This window comes from Kosakonia arachidis, from assembly GCF_900116535.1.
Taxonomy (GTDB): domain Bacteria; phylum Pseudomonadota; class Gammaproteobacteria; order Enterobacterales; family Enterobacteriaceae; genus Kosakonia; species Kosakonia arachidis.
The window spans coordinates 878453-902806 of sequence record NZ_FPAU01000001.1 but is presented as its reverse complement, the minus strand read 5'-3'; the positions used below and the strand labels follow the sequence as shown (position 1 = coordinate 902806).

Genomic DNA, 24354 nt, shown 5'->3' with positions numbered 1-24354 from the left:
TTCAAGGCGCTTTGTTTCTTAACGTTAAGCCAACATCGCCGCCCGGGTGCACGGCGAGCAATGTCTCCTTCGAATAACCGCTTTCGCTCATCAGGCATGCACAGGCAGCATCGAATATCGCCAGAACCAGCACAATCGAGGTGGTTGCCAGCATATTCAGCGGATCGATCTCGCGGCGAACGCCGGTTGAAATCACCAACCTTGAGGCCTGTGCTATCGCTGAATCCGGGTTTTCCGTCACGCTGATAAGCGCCACACCTTTCGCCGCCACTCCGGGCAGCAGCCGCGTTAGCTCATCGGAATTCCCGCCGCGCGACAGCATAATCAGCAGGTCATTAGCCTCCAGAAAACCCAAATCGCCGTGCGCAGCATCGGTGGCGTTGAGATACATCGCCGGACGCTCAACGCAGGCCAGCATATGGGCGATTTTGCGGGCCGCAATGCCGGATGTGCCAACGCCGGTGACGGCAATTTTGCCGCGACAACCGCGCAGCTCCTCTATTAGCGCCTGCCACTGCGTTTCGTTAAGATGGCGATTCAGCGCCGCCATCTCTTCGCTGTAGTTTTGCCACGCGGCGCAGGCCTGCTGCCAGCTACTGCTCATGTCGGCTCCTGCATTAACGCGCGGTACTTCATATGATCCTGATACATTTCATGGAACACGGTGTATTTAAGATCGTAATACTGCTTAATACGGTTGGTTTGCGGTGTGACAGTTTTACCGATGCGGCTCATCGCCGCCATAGCTTCCGGGAAGCTATCAAACACCCCGGCTGCCACGGTGCCCATCATCGCGCCGCCAAGCAGCATCGCTTCGCTCTCCTCCGGCAACAACATCGCACAGCCGGTCGCGTTGGCATGCTCTTGCACAAAGATCGGGTTTTTGGTGCCGCCGCCGCTGGCCATCACCGTATCGATGCTGTAACCACTCTGATTCATGGTCTCAATAATATGTCGCGTACCCAGTGCGATGGCCTGGATGGTTGCCAGGTACTGCAATGCCATATCTTCCGGCGTGCGCGATAGCTTCAACCCGCTGATTACGCCAGTTAACGTCGGATTAGCGCGCGGTGAACGGTTGCCGTGGAAGTACGGCAAAATATGAATATCACGGGTCAAAAACGCGATATTCTCCGGCTCGCCCGCCATTTTCCGCAGCAATGCGTTCAGCACTTCGTAAATGGTTTGCCCCTGCGTTTTTGCCTGTCCGAGCAGCGTTTCGTAGCACGGATGCGACTGAATAATATGGTCGATCAAAGCGCCGGTTGCCGACTGTCCGCCCTCATTCAGCCAATAGCCCGGCAACACCGCCGAGTAGTACGGCCCCCACACGCCGCCGATAAAGCGTGCCTGTGAGGAGATCGCCATATGCCCGGTGGAGGTACCGCCAATGAGCGCAATGCGCCGGTCGAAATCCGCTACCTCGCCAGAAACACCGCTTGCGCCGAGCGTACCGAGCGTCCCCGCATGAGCATCAATAATCGACACGCTTACCGCCGTGCCCGGCATCAGCCCCATCTCTGTCGCTGCGCGCTGTGTCAGCCCGCGGCCCAGCGGTTCGCCCATGGTTTTCACATAACGGCCAATTTTTTCGGCGTCATGTTCCAGCAGATCTTCAAGCCCAATTTCATGGAAATAACTGTTGTCCCACTTGTCTTCGTGGCCCATGTACGTCCACTTACACACCGTCGAGCAAAGCGAGCGGGTATCATCGCCCGTTGCTCGCCAGGTCAGAAAATCCGGCAAATCAAAGTAGTAACCGGCGTTCGCCCAGGTGTTTGGCATATGCTGTTTCAGCCATAGCAGTTTGGGGGTTTGCATCTCCGGCGAGATAATGCCACCGACGTAATCCAGCACCCGGTGGTGCGTGGCGTTGATGCGGTTGGCTTGGGAGATAGCACGGTGATCCATCCACACGATTATATTCTGCTCACTGCGTCCGGATGGACTAATCGTCAGCGGGTTGCCCTCTTTGTCGAGCACCACCAGCGAACAGGTAGCATCAAAACCCAGACCTTTAACCTGGATCGGGTTGATATCCGCCTGATTCACCGCATCACGCACGGCGTTACACACCGCCAGCCAGATATTGTCAGAGGATTGCTCAACAAAGTCGGCCTGTGGACGATAGATCTCAATGGCCCGGCTCGCCTGGCTGACCATTCTGCCAGTCAAATCAAAGACGCCTGCACGGGCGCTGCCGGTTCCCACATCCACACCAATAAAGTAGCTCGCCATTATTTTCTCCTGAGATCAGGCTTTACGATTTTGTAATGCGATAAAGAGAATCAGCACAGCGCCCCAGAGCGCCATCGTCAGATAGCTGCTGATACCCAACAAGTTAAAGCCGCTCTCCAGCATTTGCAGCACCACCAGCGCCAGTACCAGCCCCAGCACACGCCCAAAGCCGCCGTCGGGATTAATCCCGCCCAGCACCGACGCCAGAATGGTCACCAGAAGATAAGATTCGCCGTAGCCTGCTTTCGCAGAGTTGAATTTCGCCATCATCAGAATGGCCGCCACCCAGCCCAACAGCGCCGAGATGACATAAACCGAAACCTGCACTCGCACCGTGTTCACGCCGCTAAAACGCGTCGCCTGTTCGTTCGAACCCACAAGATAAAGGCTTCGGCCCAGCGTGGTATGTTCCAGCAATACCCACAGCAATAGCGCCACCACAATAAACAGCAACAGCGCTACCGGAATACCGAACAGCGTGGCATTGCCGAGAAACTGGATCGCAGCCGGGAAACCGGAAATAACCGTGCCGTTGGAGAGCAAAATATTAAGCCCGGAAATCAGCGTCATTGTGCCGAGCGTAGCAAGAATGGGCGAAACGCCGATCCATGCCACCAACGCGCCATTCAGTGCGCCAATCGCCACGGCCACCAGCAAACCCGCCAGCAGCGCCAGCGCGAGAAACAGTGGATTATCGGGGTGAGCGACAATCACCGCGGCCATCACCAGTGAACAGGCGTTCGCGCCAGCAATAATCGACAGGTTGATGCCGCCTGTCAGCATGGTGATGCCCATGCCCAGCGCCAGCATGCCAAGGATCGGTAGCTGCGAGCCGATGGACTGGAAGTTGGCGACGCTGAAAAAGCGACTGCCGAGCAGGGCAGGAAAGACCACCGCGACAACGATGATAATCACGCATTGCAAACGGATGATGGCATCACCGGGAAAGAGTCTGGCGATTGATTTCATCTTAAAGCTCCCTTGCGAGTTTGCGTTTTTCATTCCACGCGGTCGCGCTGATGCTGCCGAGAATAATCGCGCCGCTAAAGACCATGTGCCAGTAGGAGGAGACGCCGAGCAGCGTTAAACCATTTTGCAGGAAGGCCAGCAGAACCACCCCCAATAGCGTGCCGGTGAGCGTACCGCGTCCGCCGGACATACTGGTACCGCCAAGCACCACTGCTGCCAGCACCGTCAACTCAAAACCGATCAATGAGTTCGGGGCGACGGACTGGGTAATCTGCGCCTGTACCACTGCGGCCACACCGGCCAGAATGCCCATATAGCCGTAGACATAAAAATGCAGTTTCAGCAGATTAAGGCCCAGACGCGACGCCGCATCGCGGTTGCCGCCCATCGCATAAATCTGGCGGCCCAGTCGGGTGTAATTCATCAGCACGGCGGTGATCATGATCACCAGACCCAGGCACAGCAGCGGCAACGTCAGACCATAGTCATAGCCATCCGCCGCGGTGAAAGAGAACCAGTTAATGCCGTTCATAAACCAGTCCGGGAAGCCATACAGCCAGGTGCCTTTAGTGGCGTAAACCAGCAGCCCGTAATAGACGTTCAGCGTGGCAATCGTGATAATGATCGCCGGGACGCGTAGCCAGTAAACCAGAAAACCATTCACTAAACCGAGCAGCAGCCCGACGGCCATGGCTAATGCCAGCGCCAGCGCGAAGTTGCCGCCGTGGGCGATCACCCAACTGGCCATTGCATATTGCGCAATCGCCGTCATCGCCGGAAACGAGATATCGATCCCCCCGGAGATCAGCACCACAAATAAACCGCAGGCCAGGATACCGAGAATGGCGTAGCTGGTTGCCACGTCTGTCAGGTTGCCCAGTGATAAAAATTCATCGGTACGAACGCTCAGCCCTACAGCTAGCGCAATCACCAGCAGTCCAAGCCAGAATTCATGTTGCCCGACAAGGCGGGAAAGGGATGCGTTACGCATTGACCACCTCTGCAATCTCCTGCTCCGTGCAGCGGTGCGGATTAAATTCCGCCACCAGTTCACCCCGGCGCATTACCAGCACGCGATGGCTGTTGTAATACGCTTCCGGTATTTCGTCGCAAATCATCAGTACCGCCATCCCCTGCTCCGCCAGTTGGCGGGCAATCTGGTAGATCCCCTCTTTGTTAGCGATATCCACCCCAACGGTAGGCGAATCGAGGATCAGGATGCGCGGATGGGTCGCCACCCATTTGGCGATGGCAATACGCTGCGCGTTACCGCCGGAGAGCGTTTTTACCGGCAGTTGCGCATCGGAAACTTTGATATTCAGATTGCGAATCAGCTCCGCGACCAGGTGCCCGGCTTTAGCGTGATCGAGCAGGCCACCGCGCGTATGCAGTTTGTCGAACACAGTGACGATGGTGTTGTCGTAAATCGACTGCTCCATGATCAACCCCTGTGTCAGCCGGTCTTCCGAGACATAACCAATACCGTGACGAATGGCGTCATGGTTATTCCGCAGCTTCACCGGCTTACCGTTAATGCGCATCTCACCATCTTCCGGGTGCGTCATGCCAAACAGGCTCATGCACAATTCGGTGCGTCCTGCGCCTAACAAACCGACAATGGAGACGATCTCGCCGCTGCGCAGCGCCAGATTGATATCGCGATACTTGCCTTTGCGGCTCAGATGACACAGCTCCAGCATCGGTGCCTGATCCACCGGCGGTTTTTCCGGTAGCGGGCTATAGTGGAAACGCTGTCCGGTCATCAGATACGCCAGCTCATGACTATCCAGTTCGTTTGCCGGCCAGGTTCCAATCAGCTTGCCGTCACGCATCACGCTAATGCGGTCGGCCACTTCCATCACCTCATCAAGACGGTGGCTGACAAATACCACGCAGATCCCTGCGGCTTTCAGTTCGTTCACCACACGCAGCAGCCCATTCACTTCCTGGCGGGTCAGCGAGGCGGTCGGCTCATCCATGATCACCAGCCGGGCATCGGCAGCAATCGCCCGGCAAATCGCAACTAACTGGCGATCGGCGATAGAGAGTTTCTCGACTTTTTTATCCGGATCGAGACGCACGCCGATGCGCGCCATCGCGGCCAGCGCTTGCGTACGCATCGCACTGCGTCGCACCCAGATATCGCCACCAGGCAGATAACGGTGGATGGCGATATTTTCCGCCACGCTAAAATTGGGGAATAACGAGAGATCCTGATAAATGACCTGAATGCCGTAATGCGCTGAGAGTTGTGGCGTCAGATGGTGAAAAAGTTTACCGTCCAGGGCAATGCTGGCGCCTTTTTCCGGCTGATAAACCCCGGAAATCACTTTGATGATGGTGCTTTTACCGCAGCCGTTTTGCCCCGCCAGGCAGTGAACTTCGCCTTTTCCCAGCGTCAGGTTCACATTGTCCAGCGCCCGCACGCCCGGAAATTGTTTACTGATATTCTCAAGAGTGATAAATGCGGTGGTGTCTGTCATTGACAATACCCCTGCCAGCGCCCGTAAGGGGCGCGATGGTTATCTGTGCTGCAAAAAGAGCCCGGCCTTACGGCCGGTCTCCGGTTCCCTGGTGTGGCCTGAAAAAATCAGAAGCCGAGTGATTGCGCGTTATCTTTAGTGACTTCGAGGATTTTGTTAAAGCGGATGACTTTCTTGTTCATATCGACGTCGGCTTTGCCCAGCCCGTCGATGGTCAGATCGGGCGTGACTTCCTTGCCCTGCAACAACTGGTCAGCGACGGTAACCAGCGCATAGCCCGCATCACGCGGGTCCCACAGCAGCACTTTTTTGATATCGCCACGCATCAGATACGGCGCAGCCTGGCCCGGCATAGCAATCCCGACAACGGCCAGTTTATCTTTCGCACGTTTTTTCTGTACCGCCTGCCCTGCGCCAATCGGCCCCAGCGAACCAAAACCGATCACCCCTTTCATCTGCGGATAGGTTTTCATTAAATCGAGAGTGGTGGCGTAGGATTTGTCGATGCTTTCGGCCACCGGCAGACGCGAGGTGACTTCAAACATATCCGGGTATTTTTCTTTTTGATATTTAATGGCGTAATCAGCCCAGGCGTTGTGCAACGGTACGGTCAATGACCCGACGTAGATCGCATACCCCCCCTTACCGCCCATATCTTTGGCTAACTCATCAACGTTGGCCTGCGCATATTTTTCGCTGTCGATGGTTTCGATATCCCACTGGCCAATCTGTTGATCCGGGGATTCATGCGTCAGCACCACAATGCCTTTGTCACGGGCTTTTTTCAGCACCGGCTCCAGCACTTTTGCATCGTTTGGCACCACGATGATGGCGTTAACGTTTTTCGCGATCAGATCTTCAATCACCTTCACTTGCTGCGCCGGATCCGGGGTAGAAGGCCCGGTCTGGTAAGCGTTAACGTTTAGTTTCTTCGCTGCGTCATTAACACCGGTCTCCATGCGGTTAAACCACGGAATACCGGTCACTTTTGCAACCACCGCGATCTCATACTTTTCTGCTGCAACGGACTGGCCCGACACCATGCAAGCAGAAATAAGCGCTACGCTGAGTAATGCGAGTTTGAATTTCATAGTTTTACCTTTCTTGGGAACAGAGGAAAGTCGCGACGGGGAGATTAACAACGAAGGGAAGAGGCAAAATAATGTAAAAATTGAAAATGTGATTTATGCCCAAAAAAGTTAAATTTCAGAAAAAATATTGTTAAATTTTAGTAAAAAAAGACCACTTAACCTTCCTGAATAGAATCTCATCTGTTAAAAAAACCATGAAATAAAACATTTTATTAACACTTAATTATCAAACACCGATAAAAGCAGGTATTTGTGCGCTGAATGAATGGCTATAGCGGCGGGGAAAGTTTGCAAATTTGAGAACTGAAACGAGTAAGGCCACACGCAACATCGGCATACTGTTTCCCCTCTTTCAATGCCTTACTTTTTTCTGCAGGAGCCGCATATGCGTTATGCCAGCGCATTAGAAACGCTATTACTCACCGATCCCCGGCGCAGGAACATACTCCAAATCGTTCACGCTATATGCCCTGAAAGCTGGATTGGTGCAGGCTTTGTGCGAGATGCCGTCTGGGATCATCTGCACCATAGTGCGCCACAGCCACCGGCAGGTGATGTGGATGTCATCTGGCTTAATCCACATGAGATGGCGATCGAGGTGGATATCGAGATGGAAAACCGCCTGAGCGCGCACGCGCCAGAGGTTAACTGGTCGGTAAAAAACCAGGCACGCATGCATCTGCGCAACGGCGATGAGCCGTATTCATCACTACTTACGGCACTGCGGCACTGGCCGGAAACCGCCACCGCCGTGGCGGTGCGCCTGGTCGATAAAGTGCGTCTTGATATTATTGCCCCTTTTGGCCTGGACGATCTGTTTGGCTTGCGTCTGCGTCCGACGCCGCACTTTAAAGGGCGTAAATATCCACAGTTTCGTCGGCGGGTCGAAGAAAAACTCTGGCTGGCGCGTTACCCGCATCTTGAACTTATCGCGGCAGATGACATTCCCACGGGGCTATGCTAATAAAACGGCTGAATCAGAGCCTTGTACGGAAGGGGACAGGATGAAACGTTGCATGCTAGCGCTGACCGCGCTGTTAATGAGCAGCCCACTGCTCGCGGACGAGTGCGAGAACGCCTCGACACAGGCTGAACTGAATAGCTGTACTGCCGCACAATATCAGGCCGCGGATAAAAAACTGAACCAGACATATCAGAGTGCCATTAAACGCGCCACTTCCGCGCAGGCGGCACTGCTGAAGAAAGCGCAACAAACCTGGGTAACACTGCGAGACAGCGATTGCGCCTTTGTGAGTTCCGGCGTCGAGGACGGAAGCGTGCAGCCGATGGTGGAAAACCAGTGTCTGGCCGATAAAACCAACGAGCGCGAAGCCTGGCTGGCCTCCTTGCTACAGTGCGGCGAAGGTGATGTCAGTTGCCCACTGTCCCCTGGCCATTAACGGACGCGGATGCCTTCAATGATCATGCTCTGCACATTATCGACCGTGCGCTGAAAGAAGGCCTCATCCTGTAGCGTTGCGCCAGTAACAGCTTCCACCTGGATGGCAAAATCCGCGTAGTGCTGGGTTGAGGCCCAAATCATAAAGATCAGGTGATGCGGATCGACCGCCGCCAGTTTACCGCTGGCGATCCAGCCAGCAATAATGGCTGACTTCTCCTCCACCAACGTTTTTAAATCCCCTGTCAGCTCCGCTTTTAGCAACGGCGCACCCTGCAACATCTCCTGGCAGAAAAGTTTTGATGCCTGCGGATAATCGCGTGACACCTCCAGCTTCAGGCGGATGTACTCCTTAATCGCCACCAGTGGTGTGAAATCTGCGCGGAAGGCTTTTAGCGGTGCCAGCCAGATATCGAGAATCTGCCGCAGCACGGCAATATAGAGCGCCTCTTTCGACGGGTAGTAATAGAGCAAATTGGTTTTCGAAACGCCCGCGCCATCGGCAACCTGCTCCAGCCGTGCGCCGTGAAAACCCACGCGGGAAAAGATCTCCAGCGCCGCGGTCAAAATCGCCTGTCGCTTCTCATTAACTGCCTGCGTACGTTTACCGACCCGCTTCACCGTACCCTGTGCCATTTTCTCTCTCCTTTTGGTTGACAGCAGCATAGCAAAAGGTGCACGTCGACTCGACCCTGTGCACTCTCAATGCACATGAGTGCCTGTTTTTTGTGCACCGTTTTTGACCATTTAGTCCACTTTTTCACGCCTCATTTCATCAACTTTAAGTTAACACATTAATAACAATAATCTTTTTATTGTTGGCATCCAGTTTGCAAACCTTTGATTGCGCGGCTGAAAGGAAAATGCAGGATGCAACGCCACGCCAGACATTCACCTGACAACGCGAGGTAGGTAATGAAAATTGGTGTTTTCGTTCCCATTGGCAACAACGGCTGGCTGATTTCAACTCATGCGCCCCAGTACAAGCCGACTTTTGAACTGAATAAAGCGATTGTGCAGAAAGCGGAGCATTACCACTTCGATTTTGCGCTCTCGATGATCAAGCTGCGCGGTTTTGGTGGCAAGACCGAATTCTGGGATCACAACCTCGAATCTTTCACGCTGATGGCCGGACTTGCTGCGGTCACTTCTCGTATTCAGATTTACGCCACCGCCGCGACCCTGACGCTGCCGCCGGCCATTGTCGCACGGATGGCGTCGACCATTGATTCCATCTCCGGTGGGCGTTTTGGCGTCAATCTGGTGACCGGCTGGCAAAAGCCGGAGTATGAGCAGATGGGTCTGTGGCCGGGCGATGACTATTTCTCCCGTCGCTATGACTATTTGACGGAGTACGTGAAGGTATTGCGCGATCTGTGGGGAACCGGAAAAAGTGACTTCAAAGGCGAATTTTTCACCATGAATGATTGCCGTGTCAGCCCGCAACCCGGCGGCCCGATGAAGGTGATCTGCGCCGGGCAAAGCGATGCGGGAATGGCATTTTCCGCACAATACGCTGATTACAACTTCTGCTTCGGCAAAGGTATTAACACCCCAACCGCATTTGCGCCTACTGCCAAACGCATGCAGGAAGCGGCCAGCGCCACCGGGCGCGATGTCGGCTCCTATGTGCTATTTATGGTTATCGCCGATGAAACCGACGAGGCGGCGCGGGCAAAATGGGAGCATTACAAAGCAGGCGCTGACGACGAAGCGCTGGCATGGCTTACCGAGCAGAGCCAGAAGGATACCCGTTCCGGCGCGGACACGAATGTGCGCCAGATGGCCGATCCGACATCGGCGGTGAATATCAATATGGGTACGCTGGTGGGTTCGTATGCCACGGTAGCGCGCTTACTTGATGAGGTTGCCAGCGTCCCCGGCACCGACGGCGTGTTGCTTACCTTTGATGATTTTTTACAGGGCGTCGAAATGTTCGGCGAGCGCATTCAGCCGCTGATGCAGTGCCGTAGCCATATTCCTGCCCCAACACGCGAGGTTGCCTGATGATTACCCTCAACGCACGCCCGGAATCGGTCGATTTTTCTCCTGAGCGCAGCGCCCTGATTGTGGTGGATATGCAAAATGCCTATGCCAGCGTCGGTGGCTACCTCGATTTGGCCGGGTTTGATGTTTCGGCCACAAGGCCGGTGATTGAGAATATCAATATTGCCGTTGCCGCAGCTCGCAAAGCCGGGATGCTGATTATCTGGTTTCAGAACGGCTGGGATGATCAATACGTGGAAGCCGGTGGCCCCGGTTCGCCGAACTACCACAAATCCAATGCGCTGAAGACCATGCGCAAACGCCCGGAATTGCAGGGCAAATTGCTGGCAAAAGGCGGCTGGGATTATGAACTGGTGGAGGAACTGAAACCGCAAGCCGGCGATATCGTACTGCCGAAACCACGTTACAGCGGCTTCTTTAATACACCGCTGGACAGCCTCCTGCGCAGCCGCGGCATTCGCCATCTGGTATTTACCGGTATTGCCACCAACGTCTGTGTTGAATCCACGCTGCGTGACGGCTTTTTTCTCGAATACTTCGGCATCGTGCTGGAAGACGCTACCCATCAGGCTGGCCCGGCATTTGCCCAGCAAGCTGCACTGTTCAATATCGAAACCTTCTTCGGCTGGGTGAGCGATGTGCAGACTTTCTGCTCCGCCCTGGCGCCTCAAAAACTGGTCAACATTGCGTAAGGAGACTCATCATGCCAAAACAGGTCATTATTCCGCCGGGCACCACCACCCCTATTGCCCCGTTTGTTCCAGGTACGCTGGCTGACGGCGTAGTCTATGTCTCCGGCACGCTACCGTTTGATGCCAACAATAACGTGGTCTTTGTTGGCGACCCAAAGGCGCAAACGCGCCACGTACTGGAAACGATCAAGCGCGTGATCGAGACCGCAGGTGGCACAATGGAGGATGTGACATTCAACAGCATCTTTATCACCGACTGGAAAAATTACGCCGCGATTAACGAAGTGTACGCCGAGTTTTTCCCTGGTGATAAACCGGCGCGTTTCTGCATTCAATGCGGCCTGGTGAAACCCGATGCGCTGGTGGAGATCGCCACCGTTGCGCACATCGGTCTGTGAGGATGCCATGAAGCTAACCTTGGGCGATGCGCCGTATGCAGGCGCGCCAGTGGTGGTGCTAAGCGCCGGGTTAGGCGGCGCTGGCAGCTACTGGCTGGCACAACTCTCGGCGCTGGAAGCCCATTATCAGGTCGTGCGCTATGACCAGCGCGGAACCGGCAATAACCCGGACACGCTACCGGATGGTTATAGCATGCAGGATATGGCAGCTGAGCTGCACCAGGCGTTGCAGGTGGAAGGCATCACCCGTTTTTGCCTTATCGGCCACGCGCTGGGCGCTCTGATTGGCCTGCAACTGGCGCTGGACTATCCGCAGGCGATAAGCGGGCTGGTGCTGGTGAATGGCTGGCTACGGCTGAACGACCATACACAGCGCTGTTTCCGCGTGCGTGAGCGGTTGCTGGCGGCAGGGGGGGCGGAAGCCTGGGTACAGGCACAACCCCTGTTCCTCTATCCGGCGGACTGGATGGCCGTTCATGCACCCCGACTGGAGGCGGAGGAAGCACTGGCACTGGCGCATTTTCAGGGTACCGGCAATCTATTGCGTCGCCTGACGGCGCTGAAAAATGCCGACTTCAGCCACCGTGTGCAAGAGATTCGCTGCCCGACAAACATCATTTGCGCGCGGGACGATCTGCTGGTGCCCTGGACCTGCTCTGCCGACCTGCAAGCAGCAATCCCCGGTAGCCGGTTACAGGTGATGGAGCGCGGCGCGCATGCCTGCAATATCACCGAAAGCGAAGCATTTAATACCCTTTTACTCGATGGGCTGCACAGCATGCTGCCCGTTTTGACCCTGGCTCAGAAGGAGAGTTTATGAGCGAAGCCGTTAACGCTGCGGCGCTGGATACCCTGTTCAACCAGGCGCGCACCCACAATGGCTGGCTGGAACGGTCGGTTAGCGATGAGACGCTGCAACAGATTTACGATCTGCTGAAAATGGGGCCAACGTCGGCCAACTGCAGCCCGGCGCGGTTAGTGTTTATCCGCACACCGGAAGGTAAAGAGAAACTGCGTCCGGCACTTTCCAGCGGCAATCTGGCAAAAACGCTCAGTGCGCCGGTGACGGCTATCGTTGCCTGGGACAGTGAATTTTATGAACAATTGCCGGTGTTGTTTCCCCATGGCGATGCGCGGAGCTGGTTCACCTCCAGCCCGCAACTGGCGGAGGAGACGGCATTTCGCAACAGTTCCATGCAGGCGGCCTACCTGATTTTCGCCTGTCGGGCGCTGGGGCTGGATACCGGCCCGATGTCCGGCTTCGATCGCGCCGTTGTCGATAGCGCATTTTTTGCCGACAACGGCTGGCGCAGCAACTTACTGGTCAACATGGGTTATGGCGATGCCAGCAAACTCTACGATCGGCTGCCGCGCTTGCCCTTTGCTGATGTCTGTCAGTTTGCATGAGGGTTATGTTATGAGTATCGATAGCACCACCTTTCGCGACGCGATGGCCTGTGTCGGCGCGGCGGTCAACATTATCACTACCGATGGTCCGGCGGGCCGTGCCGGTTTCACTGCCAGCGCCGTGTGCAGTGTGACCGACTCACCGCCGACGCTGCTGGTGTGCCTTAACCGTTCGGCGTCTGTCTGGCCGGTATTCAGCAATAATCAGGCGCTGTGTGTGAATACGCTGGCGGCGGGACAAGAAAGCTTGTCGAATCTGTTTGGCGGCAAAACGCCGATGGATGAACGTTTTGCCGCAGCACATTGGCAGCAAGGCGAAACCGGCTGTCCGCGTCTGGCGAATGCGCTGGCCTCGTTTGACTGCCATATCAGCCAGGTAGTGAGCGTTGGGACGCACGATATTCTGTTTTGCCAGATCGTTGATATTGTCCGTCATCCAACGCCGGAAGGGCTGGTGTGGTTTGACCGGCGTTATCACGCCCTGCCAGCTAACCTTCCGACTGTTTAATGCTGTTTTCAGGCGCTGGCAACGGCGCTTTTTTCTTTTTCAGCTTCAGTTCGCTGACCAGCACACCCAGCACAATTAATGCCCCACCGAACAGCGTCAGCAGCGGCAAACGCTCACCGGCCAGACGACCAAATACACCTGCCCATACCGGTTCGCCCGTGTAAATCACCGTCGCCCGTGTGGGCGATACGCTGCGCTGCGCCCAGTTCATGACGACCTGAATAATGGCGCTGAAAATCCCCAATCCCAGAGCGACAAGCAGCAGCCCCGGAGACAGGGTCGGTATCGATTCGCCAGAAGGGATCATGGCGGCAAAGGACACCAGCGAGGCCGTCAGCAGCTGAACCACCGTTACCCGCCGGACATCGACTTTGCCGGCCCAGGCGCTGATCAGAATGATCTCGGCAGCAATCGCCACCGCGCTGGCAAGTGTAATGATTTCACCTTTCCCCAGTGCCAGCATATTGCCTTCCGGCCCGGCCAGCAGCAACAGCCCGCTAAACGCCAGCGCGATCCCAATACACGGCATCAACCCCGGTATCCGTCCCAGGCACAACCACTGCAACAGCGGCACCAGCGGAACATACATGGCGGTGATAAATGCCGATTTACTGCTGGGAATAAATTGCAGCCCCCAGGTTTGCAGGCTGTAGCCAAGGGCGATGGCGATACCGATCACCCCGCCCGCTTTTATTTCCAGCCAGGTGATGTCATTTAAGACTCTCAATGAGAGTAGCGCCACGGCCAAACCGGCGGTGGCAAAACGCAGACCAACAAAGAAAAACGGGCCGCTCATTGTCACAGCATACTGCACCGCAAGAAACGTACCGCCCCAGAATAGCGTGATGACAATCAGTAACGCTTCCTGGGGTTTGATGGTAAAGGCGTAACGAGAGAGGGACATAACACACCGACCAGAGGAAAAACCCGTAGTGTGCGTTGGCGCGACGGGTTGCGCAAGCGCAAAAAAACCGCCGGGGTTCCCCGGCGGCGGGCATAACGACAACCAGCAAAGTTATCAATATCCGACGTTAGCTTTCGCGGCTACCGTGGCTATTTTTGCCCCCTTTTTTACCGGCTTCAGATGCGCGCTGAGGATCGTTTTTGAAATTGCCCCCGCTTTGTTGCCCACCTTTGCGGCCTGCTGCTGATGCTCTTTCACGGTCTTCAGCGAAGTTTCCTGCTCCACCACGATGGTTTGCCATGTCTGACCTCCGGATATGTGAAATGTTAGACATCATACTGCATTCAGTAAAAGAGGATTCTTTCACCTCACGACGTAAAGGCCACGCCTTTATCTGCGCCGTGTGGAACTAAGCTTAGTGGAACATAATCATTCATCCAGCGAATGGTAATATCCTGTAATAGCTTCGCTGCCCGATATCCAATATTCCCTAAGCGAAACCGATAAGCTCCTCTTAATGCTTCAGAATAATGCCGCTACCAATATGTGTCTGATTGTAACCAACAATCAGTCCATGCTTAACTTATTCTTTATCAAAGAAATGGTGCTATTACTTGCACTCTGGCGATCACGTCATACGCTTAAGAAGAACGCAGCGAAGTGCTGCCGAAATCAGCTAATCAGGAGTGATGCAAATGGCTAAAGTGTTGGTGCTTTATTATTCCATGTATGGACACATTGAAACGATGGCGCATGCGGTCGCAGAAGGCGCACAGAAAGTAAATGGCGCAGAAGTGGTCATCAAACGTGTTCCTGAAACAATGCCTGCAGAGCTGTTCTTAAAATCTGGCGGTAAGACGCAAAATGCTCCCGTCGCCACGCCACAGGAGCTGGCCGACTACGACGCGATTATTTTCGGTACGCCAACCCGCTTCGGCAATATGTCCGGGCAAATGCGTACCTTCCTGGACCAGACTGGCGGATTATGGGCATCCGGCGCACTGTACGGCAAACTGGCGAGTGTCTTTAGCTCCACCGGTACGGGTGGCGGCCAGGAACTCACCATTACCTCGACATGGACGACGCTTGCACATCATGGAATGGTCATCGTGCCGATTGGTTATGCCGCGCAAGAGCTGTTTGATGTCTCGCAGGTTCGCGGCGGTACGCCTTATGGCGCAACCACCATTGCCGGCGGTGACGGTTCACGCCAGCCCAGCAACGAAGAACTGTCAATTGCCCGTTACCAGGGCGAATATGTTGCGGGGCTGGCAGTAAAATTGAACGGTTAACCTTCATCAGGAGGAGACAAATGCCAACTCAAGAAGCGAAAGCCCATCGCGTCGGTGAATGGGCCAGTTTACGCAATACCTCGCCAGAGATCGCCGAGGCTATCTTTGAAATCGCCGATTACGACGAGGTGCTGGCAGAGAAAATCTGGGAAGAAGGCAGCGACGATGTGTTACTTCGCGCCTTTGATAAAACCGACAAAGATGAACTCTTCTGGGGTGAACAGACGATAGAACGGAAAAATGTATAACCACTCATGCCCCCGCCTCTGCGGGGGCTTTTTTCATTTCGCCGCATCACGCATCAGCGCATTAAATTTATCTACCGGGCAGAAACCATTGCTGTCTACCGGGCAACCTTTCAGCGCCAGAGTGACGCGCTGCGCCGGAGAAGCCAGCGATAACGGCTCGGTGTTTCGCAGTTGTTCTGTGCTTTGATAAACGTATTCAATTTTCATGACATCGCGTTTACCCGCTGTGTCATGCCAACGCTGGAACACAATTTTGCCGCCTATCGGCGTACGCTCGTACTGGTTATGCAACTGGTAAGGCTCGAAATTGAGCGCGGTCAGCAGGGAAGCAATGTTGGAATCATGTCCGACAAGAACAGTGATTTTCGGTGCGCTGCTTGCCTCTTCCACCAGCGTTTTGTCGAGGTATTTCACCAGTGGTTTTGCGACATTGCGCGCCACTTCCGGCGAGGTGAACAGCGTGTCCTGATAACTGTTTTTCAGCTTCGATAATTCGCGCCATTGCGCATCGTTTTTAATCTCTCCCCACGCCACCTGATCCAGCGGGAAACCTTCGTAATATTGCAACGTAAAAGCGTCCACCAGCGAATTGCCGACTTTCAGCGGCCCGGACACGCCCGGTTCTTGCTGATATTTTGCGCTAAAGGTATCTTTCTCATTGGTGAGCGAGCATTGCTGTTTCTCTTTACAGGCCGGAGAGGTGCGATAGCGCGTAATTTTTTCCAGCAACTGGTAACTGTCATTCAGCGCAAACTTCTGGCGCTGTGCCTCCATTGCGTTGACTGCCTGTTGACTGAATTCAGCCGAATCCTCAGTGATCACCGGATTGAAAGTGGGATCCATGGTGCCCATTTTTTCCTGATGATGAACCTGAACATCACAGCCGGGAAACGCGCCGTTGGTGAAGAACTGTGCCGTAGCCACCGTGCGTTGCAGGCTGTTGGCCCAGACATAGACACTGTTTGCGGATGGACACTCTCCCGCTTTCAACAACTGTTCTTTGACCAGCCATTCGCGCATAAAATGGCCCATATACACTTCCAGTACGCCGCCTTTGGTGGTCAACTCGCCGCCCGGTACATCCCACTGCGGCCAGCGGTTTGGCGTCGATTGTTCCAGAACGCTGCCGTTATTGGCTAACGGCGCACGCAGGTTGTGGCGGCTCATGATCAAAATCTGTTGTAATTGATAGCCCTGGGGTATTTCCTGCGCCAACGCGACCGGTGCGGACATAGCAATCGCCATCGCACTTACCCTAATCAGCTTTTTCATTCTTTTCCCTCGTTTCACGGCCTGAAAGCAAAGATTGTGACACATTTATGACATTTCGCCGGGTACGGTTGTCCGGAGTGTGCACTGGCGCAAAAGGTGAGTTTCAAAAAAACCTCGGGATCGCCAAAAATAGGCTCACCCCACCCTTCGCGCTGCGCCAGTGACAAACCCGACTTTTTATCCCTTTACGCCTCCTCAATGTGGGCTTTGTGTGGGGCGAACAATCATTTCGCTGACATCGACGCCATCCGGCTGTGCGATAGCCCACGCAATGGCTTTAGCGATTGCGTCTGCGGGCAGCGCATGACGACGAAATTCCTCCATCGCCGCTTTTGTACCTTCATCGGTGATGTGATCGGCTAGTTCCGATTGCACCACGCCGGGGCTGATGACGGTAACGCGGATCGTTTCCGTCTCCTGGCGCAATCCGTCGGAGATGGCGCGGACCGCGAATTTACTGGCACAATAGACCGCTGACGAGGGGAAAACAGTATGTGCGCCAATTGACGCCACATTGATGATCTGCCCACCGCCCTGCTGTTCCATAACTGGCAGCACCGCAGCAATACCATTGAGAACGCCGTGCACATTAACATCGAGGGTTTGTCGCCACTCGTCCACTTTCCGCGCCGCCAACGGCGAGAGAGGCATAATCCCGGCGTTATTGATCAGCACATCGATGCGTCCATAGGTCGACTGCGCAAAATCCGCCATCCGTTGCAGATCGCCAGCCTGTATTACATCCACCTGCAGCGCATCGATATTGTCCAGCTCCTCCTGCAAACGCTGTAACTTTGCCAGTCGCCGTGCGCCGATAATCACATGATGCCCTTCCTGTACCAGTTGCCGCACAGTGGCTTCACCAATACCACTACTGGCACCGGTCAGCAGGATAATTTTGCGCTTCTTCATACCGTTTTTTCCTGTGTAGTGTCACCCGCCACAGAGTAGGCGGCGAGGGGGAGACAAAACAGGCCCATTCTTCTCTGATGATTGCCTGTTTCTCTTTGGCTTGTTCACATAACGGGCGCAAAACGGCAGAATAGTTGCTTAATTGTAATGAAGAGAGAAACCATGAGCACTGAAATGGTGTCGCTGCTCAGCAGCCTCGCGCCCAACGAGGGGTATACGTGTTCGCGGCTGGAAACTGTACGTTTCATGCGCGCGGATCGCCCGTTGGGACGCACGCCGGTCGTCTATGAGCCATGCATCGTGATTGTCTGCCAGGGATATAAACGCGGTTATTTGGCCGATCAGGTTTACCACTACGATAAACAACATTACCTGGTGCTTTCTGTGCCGCTGCCCTTCTCTACCGAAACGGAAGCCAGTGCAGAAGAGCCTCTGCTGGCTATTACCGTGCGGCTGGAAATGAGGGTGTTGCTGGAGTTAATGGGTGAGCTGGAGCATTCAGTCCTATCGGTGACCACTGCGCCGGAAGGGATCATTTCCACGCCGCTGGAACCCGAATTGGCGGAGACTACGCTTCGGTTACTGCGAGTGCTGACATCACCACAGGAGGCCAAAATCCTTGGCCCGCAGATCGTTCGCGAACTGTATTATCGGGTTTTGATGGGCGCGCGAGGCGGTGCGATACGCGCCGCGCTGGCCAGCCAGGGACAGTTCGCCGCTATCTCCCGCGTCCTGCAGCGAATCCACACCGAGTTTATGCAACCGCTGCACGTCACCCGGCTTGCAAACGACATCGGTTTAAGTGTGCCCGCTTTCCATAAACACTTTAAAACCGTGACCGGGACTTCACCGCTGCAATACATCAAATCGGTTCGGCTTAACCAGGCACGGCTAATGATGATCCGCGATAATTTGACCGCCGCAAGTGCAGCATTCCGCGTGGGTTATGAAAGCCCCTCGCAGTTTAATCGTGAATTCCGCCGTCTGTTTGGTCGCAGCCCTGGCGAAGAGGTGAAAGAGATGAAAGCGGCATTTTCACTGTTTCCGCCGATCTAAATCAGGAGTCGGGTTTCCACAACACAACGCAGCGAACAGCCCATCACCTCCCGTCAGGTCAAAACCCACCACCGCGCAGGTTATTCTGCGGCGGCCAACACATTCACCGCGCGGCTGAAGGCATCAATGGCCAGTGCGACATCGTCTACCAGTACCGATTCCGCCGGATGATGGCTAATTCCGCCTTTGCAGCGCACAAACAGCATACCCACTGGCCAGCGTTCCGCCATAGCGATGGCATCATGCCCTGCGCCGCTGGGTAACGACAGCGTCTCGCCCTGCACAACCTGAACCGCATCAGCAAGCAGGGTTTGCAGCTTTTGATTACAAGGCGTGGCGGCAATACGGTAAAACTCCTCGGCGCTAAATTGCAGATGGCGGCGCGCTGCAATGGCCTGTGCCACCGCCAGCAATTCATTGAGCAAAGCATCAAGTGGCGCATCCTGCGGGCCGCGGATATCGAGCGACAATGACACCTCGCCAGGGATGACGTTCACCGCACCAGGCAGAACCCGCATATTTCCCACGGTCGCCACCAGATTACCGCCTCGCTGTTGTGTGGTGCGCTCAACTGCGATTATCCATTCGGCAGCCGCGGCCAGCGCATCTTTCCGGTGATTCATCGGCACCGTGCCAGCATGTCCGGCCTCACCGGTAAAGCGGCAATTCAGCCTGCGCGCGCCATTGATCGCCTCGACCACCCCCAGCGCCAACCCCGCCTGTTCCAGACACGGCCCTTGCTCAATATGCAATTCGAGATAGCTGCTGAAGGCCGCCGCATCACGCGCCGCCTGCGGGATCCTGTACGGATCCAGCCCGGCATTTACCATCGCCTGTGCCACGCTCGTCCCCTCCGCATCAGTTTGCGTGAGCCAGTGCGCTGGCCAGCTTCCAGTCAGCCCACGGCTTCCCAGCAACGTGATGCCAAAACGCGTTCCCTCTTCATCACAAAAACCGACAATCTCAATCGCTTGCGCCAGACGTAATTCCTGCTGATGCAGGCTCTGCACCACTTCGATGGCTGTCAGGACTCCGAGCATCCCGTCATAACGCCCGGCGTTACGCACAGTATCAAGATGCGAACCAAGCAACACCGCCGGAGCGCCTTCCTGTGCCGCTTCATAGCGACCACAAATATTGCCCACGCTATCCTGCCAGACGAGCATTCCCGCCTCGCGCATCCATTCAGCAACCCGTTGGTTAGCCTGTAAATGCTGTGCGGAAAGATAAACCCGGGTCAGCGCGTCCGGGGTTTCACTGATCGCGGCCAACTCATCGGCGCGGGCCATCACACGTACTGCCGCCTCGAGGCGTGCCAGTTGAATCATCACACGTCCTCGCAGCGATAGTGATCCCACGCGGCCTGCATCGCCGCCCCTTGCGTGGTGGCGAATTTCAGGTAATTCAGCACCGACTCCAGAGCGCTCAGGGTGTTCATCACACAGGCTTTACGCGCGTTGTAGCCCATGGTGCCGATACGCCACACTTTGCCATGCAGCGGGCCGAAAGAGGTGCCGATCTCAATACCGAAATCCTCCAGCATCAATTTGCGTACCTGGTCACCGTTCACGCCCTGCGGAATGACGACGCCCAGCACATTGTTCATCTTATGTTGCAAATCGCCGTAGGCCTCAAGCCCCATCGCCTGAATCCCTTTCAGCAACGCATCGCCATGCAGCTTATGACGCGCAATGCCATTATCGAGCCCCTCTTGCAGGATCAGCCGTGCGCATTCACGCGCGCCGAATAGCGCGGTCGTCGCTTCAGTGTGATGATTCAGTCGTTCCGGCCCCCAGTAATCCATCACCATGCCGAGATCGAAATAGTTGGAGTAAACCATCTCATCCACACCGTCGAGATGCGCATCGGTGCGAATGCCCTCTTCAACACATTTACGGCGGCGGATAACCTCCTCCATACGGCTACTCAGGGTAATGGGCGACGTACCGGATGGCCCGCCCAGACACTTCTGCATCCCCGCGGAGACGGCATCCAACTGCCAGGCATCGGTTTCCAGCGCATTTCCGCCGAGTGAAGCGGTTGCATCCGTGTAAAACAGCACATCGTAGCGACGGCAAATAGCACCCAGTTCCGCCAGCGGTTGCAGCATGGTGGTTGAGGTATCGCCCTGCACCGTTAACAGCAGGCGCGGACGCACGCGCTTAATGGCATCTTCAATCTGATCCGGTGTGAAAACCTCGCCCCACGGGACTTCAATGGTATGCACGTCGGCGCGGCAGCGGCGGGCGATTTCACACAGCAGATGACCAAAGCGACCAAACACCGGTACCAGCACTTTATCGCCCGGCCGGATTGCGGAAATGAGGATCGCCTCTATTCCAGCGCGAGATGTGCCGTCAATCAGCATCGTCCAGCGGTTTTCCGTACGGAACACGCCACGATAAAGTGCCATCACCTCATTCATATAGTGGGTCATCGCCGGATCGTACTGGCCGATCAGTTGGCTCGACATGGCGCGAAGTACGCGCGGGTCAGCATTGATTGGCCCCGGTCCCATCAACAGACGTTGCGGTGGATTGATTTGCGGAAATTGAGCGATATCCATCTGAAATTCCTTACATTAATTAAGACCGCGCACGGAAGAGATAAACTGCTTCAGCTCGGTGGTCTGCGGGCTGGCAAACAGCGTTTTGCTGTCGCCCTGCTCCCACACCCGCCCCTGATGCATAAACACCACGCGGTCGCCCACTTCGCGGGCAAAATTCATTTCATGAGTGACGAGGATCAGCGTCATCCCTTCGGCGGCCAGTTGTTCCAGCACTTTCAGTACTTCGCCCACCAGTTCGGGATCGAGCGCGGAGGTTATCTCGTCACAGAGTAAAACTTTCGGCGACATCGCCAGCGCACGGGCGATCGCTACGCGTTGCTGCTGGCCGCCAGAGAGATTCGCCGGGTAGTAATCGAGGCGGTCGCCAAGCCCTACTTTCTCCAGCATCCGTTGCGCCAGTTCGCGACACTCGGCGGCGCTTTTTTTCAGCACCCGACGTGGTGCCAGCATGACGTTCTCCAGTGCGGTCATATGCGGGAACAGATTAAAGTTCTGGAACACCATCCCAATGGAGCGGCTGATCTCGCGCGCCTGTGAATCACGGTCAGTAATGGTCACGCCACCCAGCTTAATGCTTCCGTCCTGGTAGCCTTCGAGGCCGTTAATACAACGCAGCAGTGTGCTTTTACCCGATCCGCTACGGCCAATGATCGAGATCACCTCGCCCATATCGATGTCCAGATCGACACCCTTCAGCACGTGGTTGTCGCCGTAGTACTTCTGTACCTGATTAATGGTGATGAGAGGCATTGAATTTATTCTCCAGGTAACGGCTGTAACGGGACAGCGGATAGCACAAAATGAAGTAGCCCAGCGCCACCAGCGCAAAGACTTTAAACGGCTGATAAGTGACGTTCGTCAGCATCGTCCCGGCCTTGGTCAATTCAACAAAACCAATGATTGACGAAAGCGCAGTGCCTTTTATCACCTGCACGGCAAATCCGACCGTTGGCGCAATAGCGATGCGCAATGCCTGCGGTGCCACCACGCGGAATAACGTCTGACCAAAGCTCAGCCCCAGGCAACGAGAGGCTTCCCATTGCCCTTTCGGCAGCGCACGAATGCTGCCATAGCCAATATCCAGTAAAAACGCGCTGGTATAAAACGTCAGCGCCAACGAGGCCGCCGTCCAGGGCGACACATCGATGCCAAACAGCGCCACACCGAAAAAGGCGAGGAATAACTGCATTAACAGCGGTGTGCCCTGGAACAGTTCGATATACGCGCGGATCAGGCGTTTCACCTGACGCCCGCCAGTGAGTCGCAGCAGCAACAGCGGCAACGTTACCAACGTACCGCCCAGAAACGCCACCAACGACAACAACACCGTCCAGCGCCCGGCCAGCAGCAGGTTGCGGATAATGTCCCAGTCAGTAAATGTGGTCATCATGCCTGTACCCCCAACCATTTCCGTCCCGCCGCCATCATCAACTGACGCATGGCAATTGAGAGCAGCAGATAAATACCCGTGGTCACCAGATAGACCTCAAAACTGAGGAATGTCCGCGACTGGATCAGGTTAGCGGCGAAGGTTAGCTCTTCATAAGAGACCTGCGACACCACGGACGATCCCAGCATGACAATAATGCACTGGCTGACCAGCGCCGGATAAATGCGCTGCAATGCAGGGGGAAGCACCACGCGAATAAACGTCTGGCTTCGGCTCAACCCCAGCACGCGCCCCGCTTCCCATTGCCCTTTTGGCGTCACCTGGATCCCGGCACGTACGATCTCCGTGCTATAAGCGCCCAGGTTGACGATCATCGCCAGTAACGCCGCTTCGCCTGCCGTCATCTTGAAACCGATATTCGGCAGACCAAAGACGATAAAAAAGAGCTGCACCACAAACGGTGTGTTACGGATCAGCTCCACATAACCACCCCAGATCCGGCTGAACCACGTTGGCCGACCACTACGAATCGCCGCGCCGAAAATGCCAATCGCCAGACCGCCGACCGTCGCCATCACCGTCAACTGCACGGTGACCCACATTCCCGCCAGCAACTCTGGCCAGTGCGGCCAGAGTGCAGAAAAATGAAGTTGTTCCGTCATTCACACGCCTTATGCGCCAAGGTTTGCCGGCAGCGGCGCTTTCAGCCACTGCTCAGAGAGGCTGTTCAGCGTACCGTCCTTAATCCCTTGCTCAATCAGCGCATTCACCTTCTCTTTCAGCGCCGGTTCGTCCTTTTTCAGGCCGATAAAGCACGGAGAATCTTTCAGCATAAAGCTCGGTACCGGAGCTTTACCCGGGTTCTGCCGGGCAATCGCCGCGACGACAAGGTTACCGGTCGCGATATACTGCACCTGCCCGGAGAGATACGCCGAGAGCGTGGTGTTGTTATCTTCATAACGTTTCACATCGGCATCTTTCGGTGCGATGCTGGTCAATACCATGTCTTCAACCGCACCGCGCGTTACCCCAATACTTTTACCGCTCAGCGCTGCGGCATCTTTCAGTTCCGCCCCTTTCGGCCCGAATACGCCGAGGAAGAACGGTGCATAGGCGCGGCTGAAATCAATCACCTTTTCGCGCTCAGCATTTTTACCCAGGCTGGAAACCACCAAATCCACTTTATCGGTTTGCAGATAAGGCACACGGTTAGCGCTGGTAACCGGCACCAGCTGCAGCTTGAGTTTCATCTGTTTGGCGAGGTAACGCGCCATATCGATGTCATAGCCCTGAGGTTGCAGATCGGTGCCTACCGAGCCAAACGGCGGGAAATCCTGCGGGACAGCAATGCGGATCACGCCGCGCTTTTCAATATCCTGTAATTGGTCGGCCTGCACAGCTGCAGCATAGGTGAACAGACAAGCGGCCCCGGCCAGTGCAATAAAAAGTTTTCTCATGGTGATTACCCGTTACGTTAACATGAAACAAAAGATTCCTTAAATTGATATCTGCAACTAAT

The 24354-nt window shown here is 55.3% G+C and carries 28 protein-coding genes; 11 read left to right on the top strand and 17 right to left on the bottom strand.

Annotation, left to right across the window (positions count from 1 at the left end; all coding sequences use genetic code 11):
* Position 1: 1 nt before the first annotated feature.
* From BM427_RS04345 to BM427_RS04320, 6 genes are all read right to left on the bottom strand, one after another.
* Positions 2-604, bottom strand: coding sequence for a KpsF/GutQ family sugar-phosphate isomerase (locus BM427_RS04345; protein ID WP_090119544.1), 603 nt, complete (start codon positions 602-604; stop codon positions 2-4).
* On the bottom strand, positions 601-2238 hold the full coding sequence (locus tag BM427_RS04340) for an FGGY-family carbohydrate kinase (RefSeq protein WP_090119542.1): 1638 nt from the start codon (positions 2236-2238) through the stop codon (positions 601-603). The genes BM427_RS04345 and BM427_RS04340 overlap by 4 nt, the downstream gene beginning before the upstream one ends.
* 15 nt (positions 2239-2253) lie before the next feature.
* A complete protein-coding gene (locus BM427_RS04335) occupies positions 2254-3207 on the bottom strand; it encodes an ABC transporter permease (RefSeq protein WP_090119540.1) in 954 nt (317 codons plus the stop codon).
* A gap of 1 nt (position 3208) precedes the next feature.
* Positions 3209-4198, bottom strand: coding sequence for an ABC transporter permease (locus tag BM427_RS04330; protein ID WP_090119538.1), 990 nt, complete (start codon positions 4196-4198; stop codon positions 3209-3211).
* Positions 4191-5690, bottom strand: a complete 1500-nt coding sequence (locus BM427_RS04325) for a sugar ABC transporter ATP-binding protein (RefSeq protein WP_090119536.1) — start codon at positions 5688-5690, stop codon at positions 4191-4193. The genes BM427_RS04330 and BM427_RS04325 overlap by 8 nt, the downstream gene beginning before the upstream one ends.
* A gap of 107 nt (positions 5691-5797) precedes the next feature.
* A complete protein-coding gene (locus tag BM427_RS04320) occupies positions 5798-6781 on the bottom strand; it encodes an autoinducer 2 ABC transporter substrate-binding protein (protein WP_090119534.1) in 984 nt (327 codons plus the stop codon).
* Between the two features lie 385 nt (positions 6782-7166).
* Between BM427_RS04320 and BM427_RS04315 the strand changes: the two genes are divergently transcribed.
* Entirely contained in the window at positions 7167-7745 is a 579-nt protein-coding gene (locus tag BM427_RS04315; protein ID WP_090119532.1) for a nucleotidyltransferase family protein, read from the top strand.
* A gap of 40 nt (positions 7746-7785) precedes the next feature.
* Positions 7786-8181 carry a lysozyme inhibitor LprI family protein gene (locus BM427_RS04310; protein WP_090119530.1) on the top strand — a complete coding sequence of 132 codons (396 nt, stop codon included), beginning with the start codon at positions 7786-7788 and terminating at the stop codon, positions 8179-8181.
* Here the strand turns inward: BM427_RS04310 and rutR are convergent.
* Entirely contained in the window at positions 8178-8816 is a 639-nt protein-coding gene (gene rutR, locus BM427_RS04305; protein ID WP_090119528.1) for an HTH-type transcriptional regulator RutR, read from the bottom strand. The genes BM427_RS04310 and rutR overlap by 4 nt on opposite strands.
* A 279-nt stretch (positions 8817-9095) precedes the next feature.
* Here rutR and rutA point away from each other — a divergent pair, with 279 nt between their 5' ends.
* Genes rutA through rutF form a run of 6 tightly spaced genes read left to right on the top strand, consistent with a single transcriptional unit; the run spans position 9096 to position 13192 of the window.
* Complete coding sequence (gene rutA, locus BM427_RS04300; RefSeq protein WP_090119526.1) at positions 9096-10187, top strand: pyrimidine utilization protein A; 1092 nt, start codon at positions 9096-9098, stop codon at positions 10185-10187.
* Complete coding sequence (gene rutB, locus BM427_RS04295; RefSeq protein ID WP_090119524.1) at positions 10187-10879, top strand: pyrimidine utilization protein B; 693 nt, start codon at positions 10187-10189, stop codon at positions 10877-10879. The genes rutA and rutB overlap by 1 nt, the downstream gene beginning before the upstream one ends.
* Before the next feature lie 11 nt (positions 10880-10890).
* Positions 10891-11277, top strand: a complete 387-nt coding sequence (gene rutC / locus BM427_RS04290) for a pyrimidine utilization protein C (RefSeq protein ID WP_090119521.1) — start codon at positions 10891-10893, stop codon at positions 11275-11277.
* Positions 11278-11284: 7 nt separating this feature from the next.
* On the top strand, positions 11285-12097 hold the full coding sequence (rutD, locus tag BM427_RS04285; RefSeq protein WP_090119519.1) for a pyrimidine utilization protein D: 813 nt from the start codon (positions 11285-11287) through the stop codon (positions 12095-12097).
* A complete protein-coding gene (locus BM427_RS04280; RefSeq protein WP_090119517.1) occupies positions 12094-12684 on the top strand; it encodes a malonic semialdehyde reductase in 591 nt (196 codons plus the stop codon). Before rutD ends, BM427_RS04280 begins: the two co-directional genes overlap by 4 nt.
* A 10-nt stretch (positions 12685-12694) precedes the next feature.
* Entirely contained in the window at positions 12695-13192 is a 498-nt protein-coding gene (gene rutF, locus BM427_RS04275; protein ID WP_090119515.1) for an NADH-dependent FMN reductase RutF, read from the top strand.
* Here rutF and BM427_RS04270 read toward each other — a convergent pair.
* Complete coding sequence (locus BM427_RS04270; RefSeq protein WP_090119513.1) at positions 13173-14096, bottom strand: DMT family transporter; 924 nt, start codon at positions 14094-14096, stop codon at positions 13173-13175. The genes rutF and BM427_RS04270 overlap by 20 nt on opposite strands.
* Positions 14097-14223: 127 nt before the next feature.
* Positions 14224-14397 carry a con-10 family general stress protein gene (locus BM427_RS04265; protein ID WP_071532050.1) on the bottom strand — a complete coding sequence of 58 codons (174 nt, stop codon included), beginning with the start codon at positions 14395-14397 and terminating at the stop codon, positions 14224-14226.
* A 394-nt stretch (positions 14398-14791) separates the two neighbouring features.
* On the opposite strand from BM427_RS04265, the gene wrbA reads away from it, so the two are divergent.
* Positions 14792-15388, top strand: coding sequence for an NAD(P)H:quinone oxidoreductase (wrbA, locus tag BM427_RS04260; protein ID WP_090119510.1), 597 nt, complete (start codon positions 14792-14794; stop codon positions 15386-15388).
* Positions 15389-15408: 20 nt separating this feature from the next.
* Complete coding sequence (locus BM427_RS04255; RefSeq protein ID WP_090119509.1) at positions 15409-15636, top strand: YccJ family protein; 228 nt, start codon at positions 15409-15411, stop codon at positions 15634-15636.
* A gap of 33 nt (positions 15637-15669) precedes the next feature.
* Here the strand turns inward: BM427_RS04255 and agp are convergent, their stop codons facing one another.
* Together agp and BM427_RS04245 are read right to left on the bottom strand one after the other, a co-directional pair.
* A complete protein-coding gene (gene agp, locus BM427_RS04250) occupies positions 15670-16908 on the bottom strand; it encodes a bifunctional glucose-1-phosphatase/inositol phosphatase (RefSeq protein WP_090119507.1) in 1239 nt (412 codons plus the stop codon).
* A 195-nt stretch (positions 16909-17103) separates the two neighbouring features.
* Entirely contained in the window at positions 17104-17820 is a 717-nt protein-coding gene (locus BM427_RS04245; protein ID WP_090119505.1) for an SDR family oxidoreductase, read from the bottom strand.
* A gap of 162 nt (positions 17821-17982) precedes the next feature.
* On the opposite strand from BM427_RS04245, the gene BM427_RS04240 reads away from it, so the two are divergent.
* Positions 17983-18876 carry an AraC family transcriptional regulator gene (locus BM427_RS04240; RefSeq protein ID WP_244316593.1) on the top strand — a complete coding sequence of 298 codons (894 nt, stop codon included), beginning with the start codon at positions 17983-17985 and terminating at the stop codon, positions 18874-18876.
* Positions 18877-18956: 80 nt separating this feature from the next.
* Here the strand turns inward: BM427_RS04240 and hpxK are convergent, their stop codons facing one another.
* From hpxK to BM427_RS04210, 6 genes are read right to left on the bottom strand one after another with little or no spacing between them, the layout of a single operon-like run.
* On the bottom strand, positions 18957-20204 hold the full coding sequence (gene hpxK, locus BM427_RS04235; protein ID WP_090119501.1) for an allantoate amidohydrolase: 1248 nt from the start codon (positions 20202-20204) through the stop codon (positions 18957-18959).
* A complete protein-coding gene (locus BM427_RS04230) occupies positions 20204-21442 on the bottom strand; it encodes a pyridoxal-phosphate-dependent aminotransferase family protein (RefSeq protein ID WP_090119499.1) in 1239 nt (412 codons plus the stop codon). Before BM427_RS04230 ends, hpxK begins: the two co-directional genes overlap by 1 nt.
* Positions 21443-21457: 15 nt before the next feature.
* Positions 21458-22195, bottom strand: coding sequence for an amino acid ABC transporter ATP-binding protein (locus BM427_RS04225; RefSeq protein WP_090119497.1), 738 nt, complete (start codon positions 22193-22195; stop codon positions 21458-21460).
* Complete coding sequence (locus BM427_RS04220) at positions 22176-22832, bottom strand: amino acid ABC transporter permease (RefSeq protein ID WP_167518577.1); 657 nt, start codon at positions 22830-22832, stop codon at positions 22176-22178. The genes BM427_RS04225 and BM427_RS04220 overlap by 20 nt, the downstream gene beginning before the upstream one ends.
* Positions 22832-23497, bottom strand: coding sequence for an amino acid ABC transporter permease (locus BM427_RS04215; RefSeq protein ID WP_064567380.1), 666 nt, complete (start codon positions 23495-23497; stop codon positions 22832-22834). The genes BM427_RS04220 and BM427_RS04215 overlap by 1 nt, the downstream gene beginning before the upstream one ends.
* 9 nt (positions 23498-23506) lie before the next feature.
* The gene (locus tag BM427_RS04210) at positions 23507-24292 is read right to left on the bottom strand and encodes a transporter substrate-binding domain-containing protein (protein WP_167518518.1); all 786 of its coding nucleotides are present in this window, start codon (positions 24290-24292) and stop codon (positions 23507-23509) included.
* Positions 24293-24354: the final 62 nt, after the last annotated feature.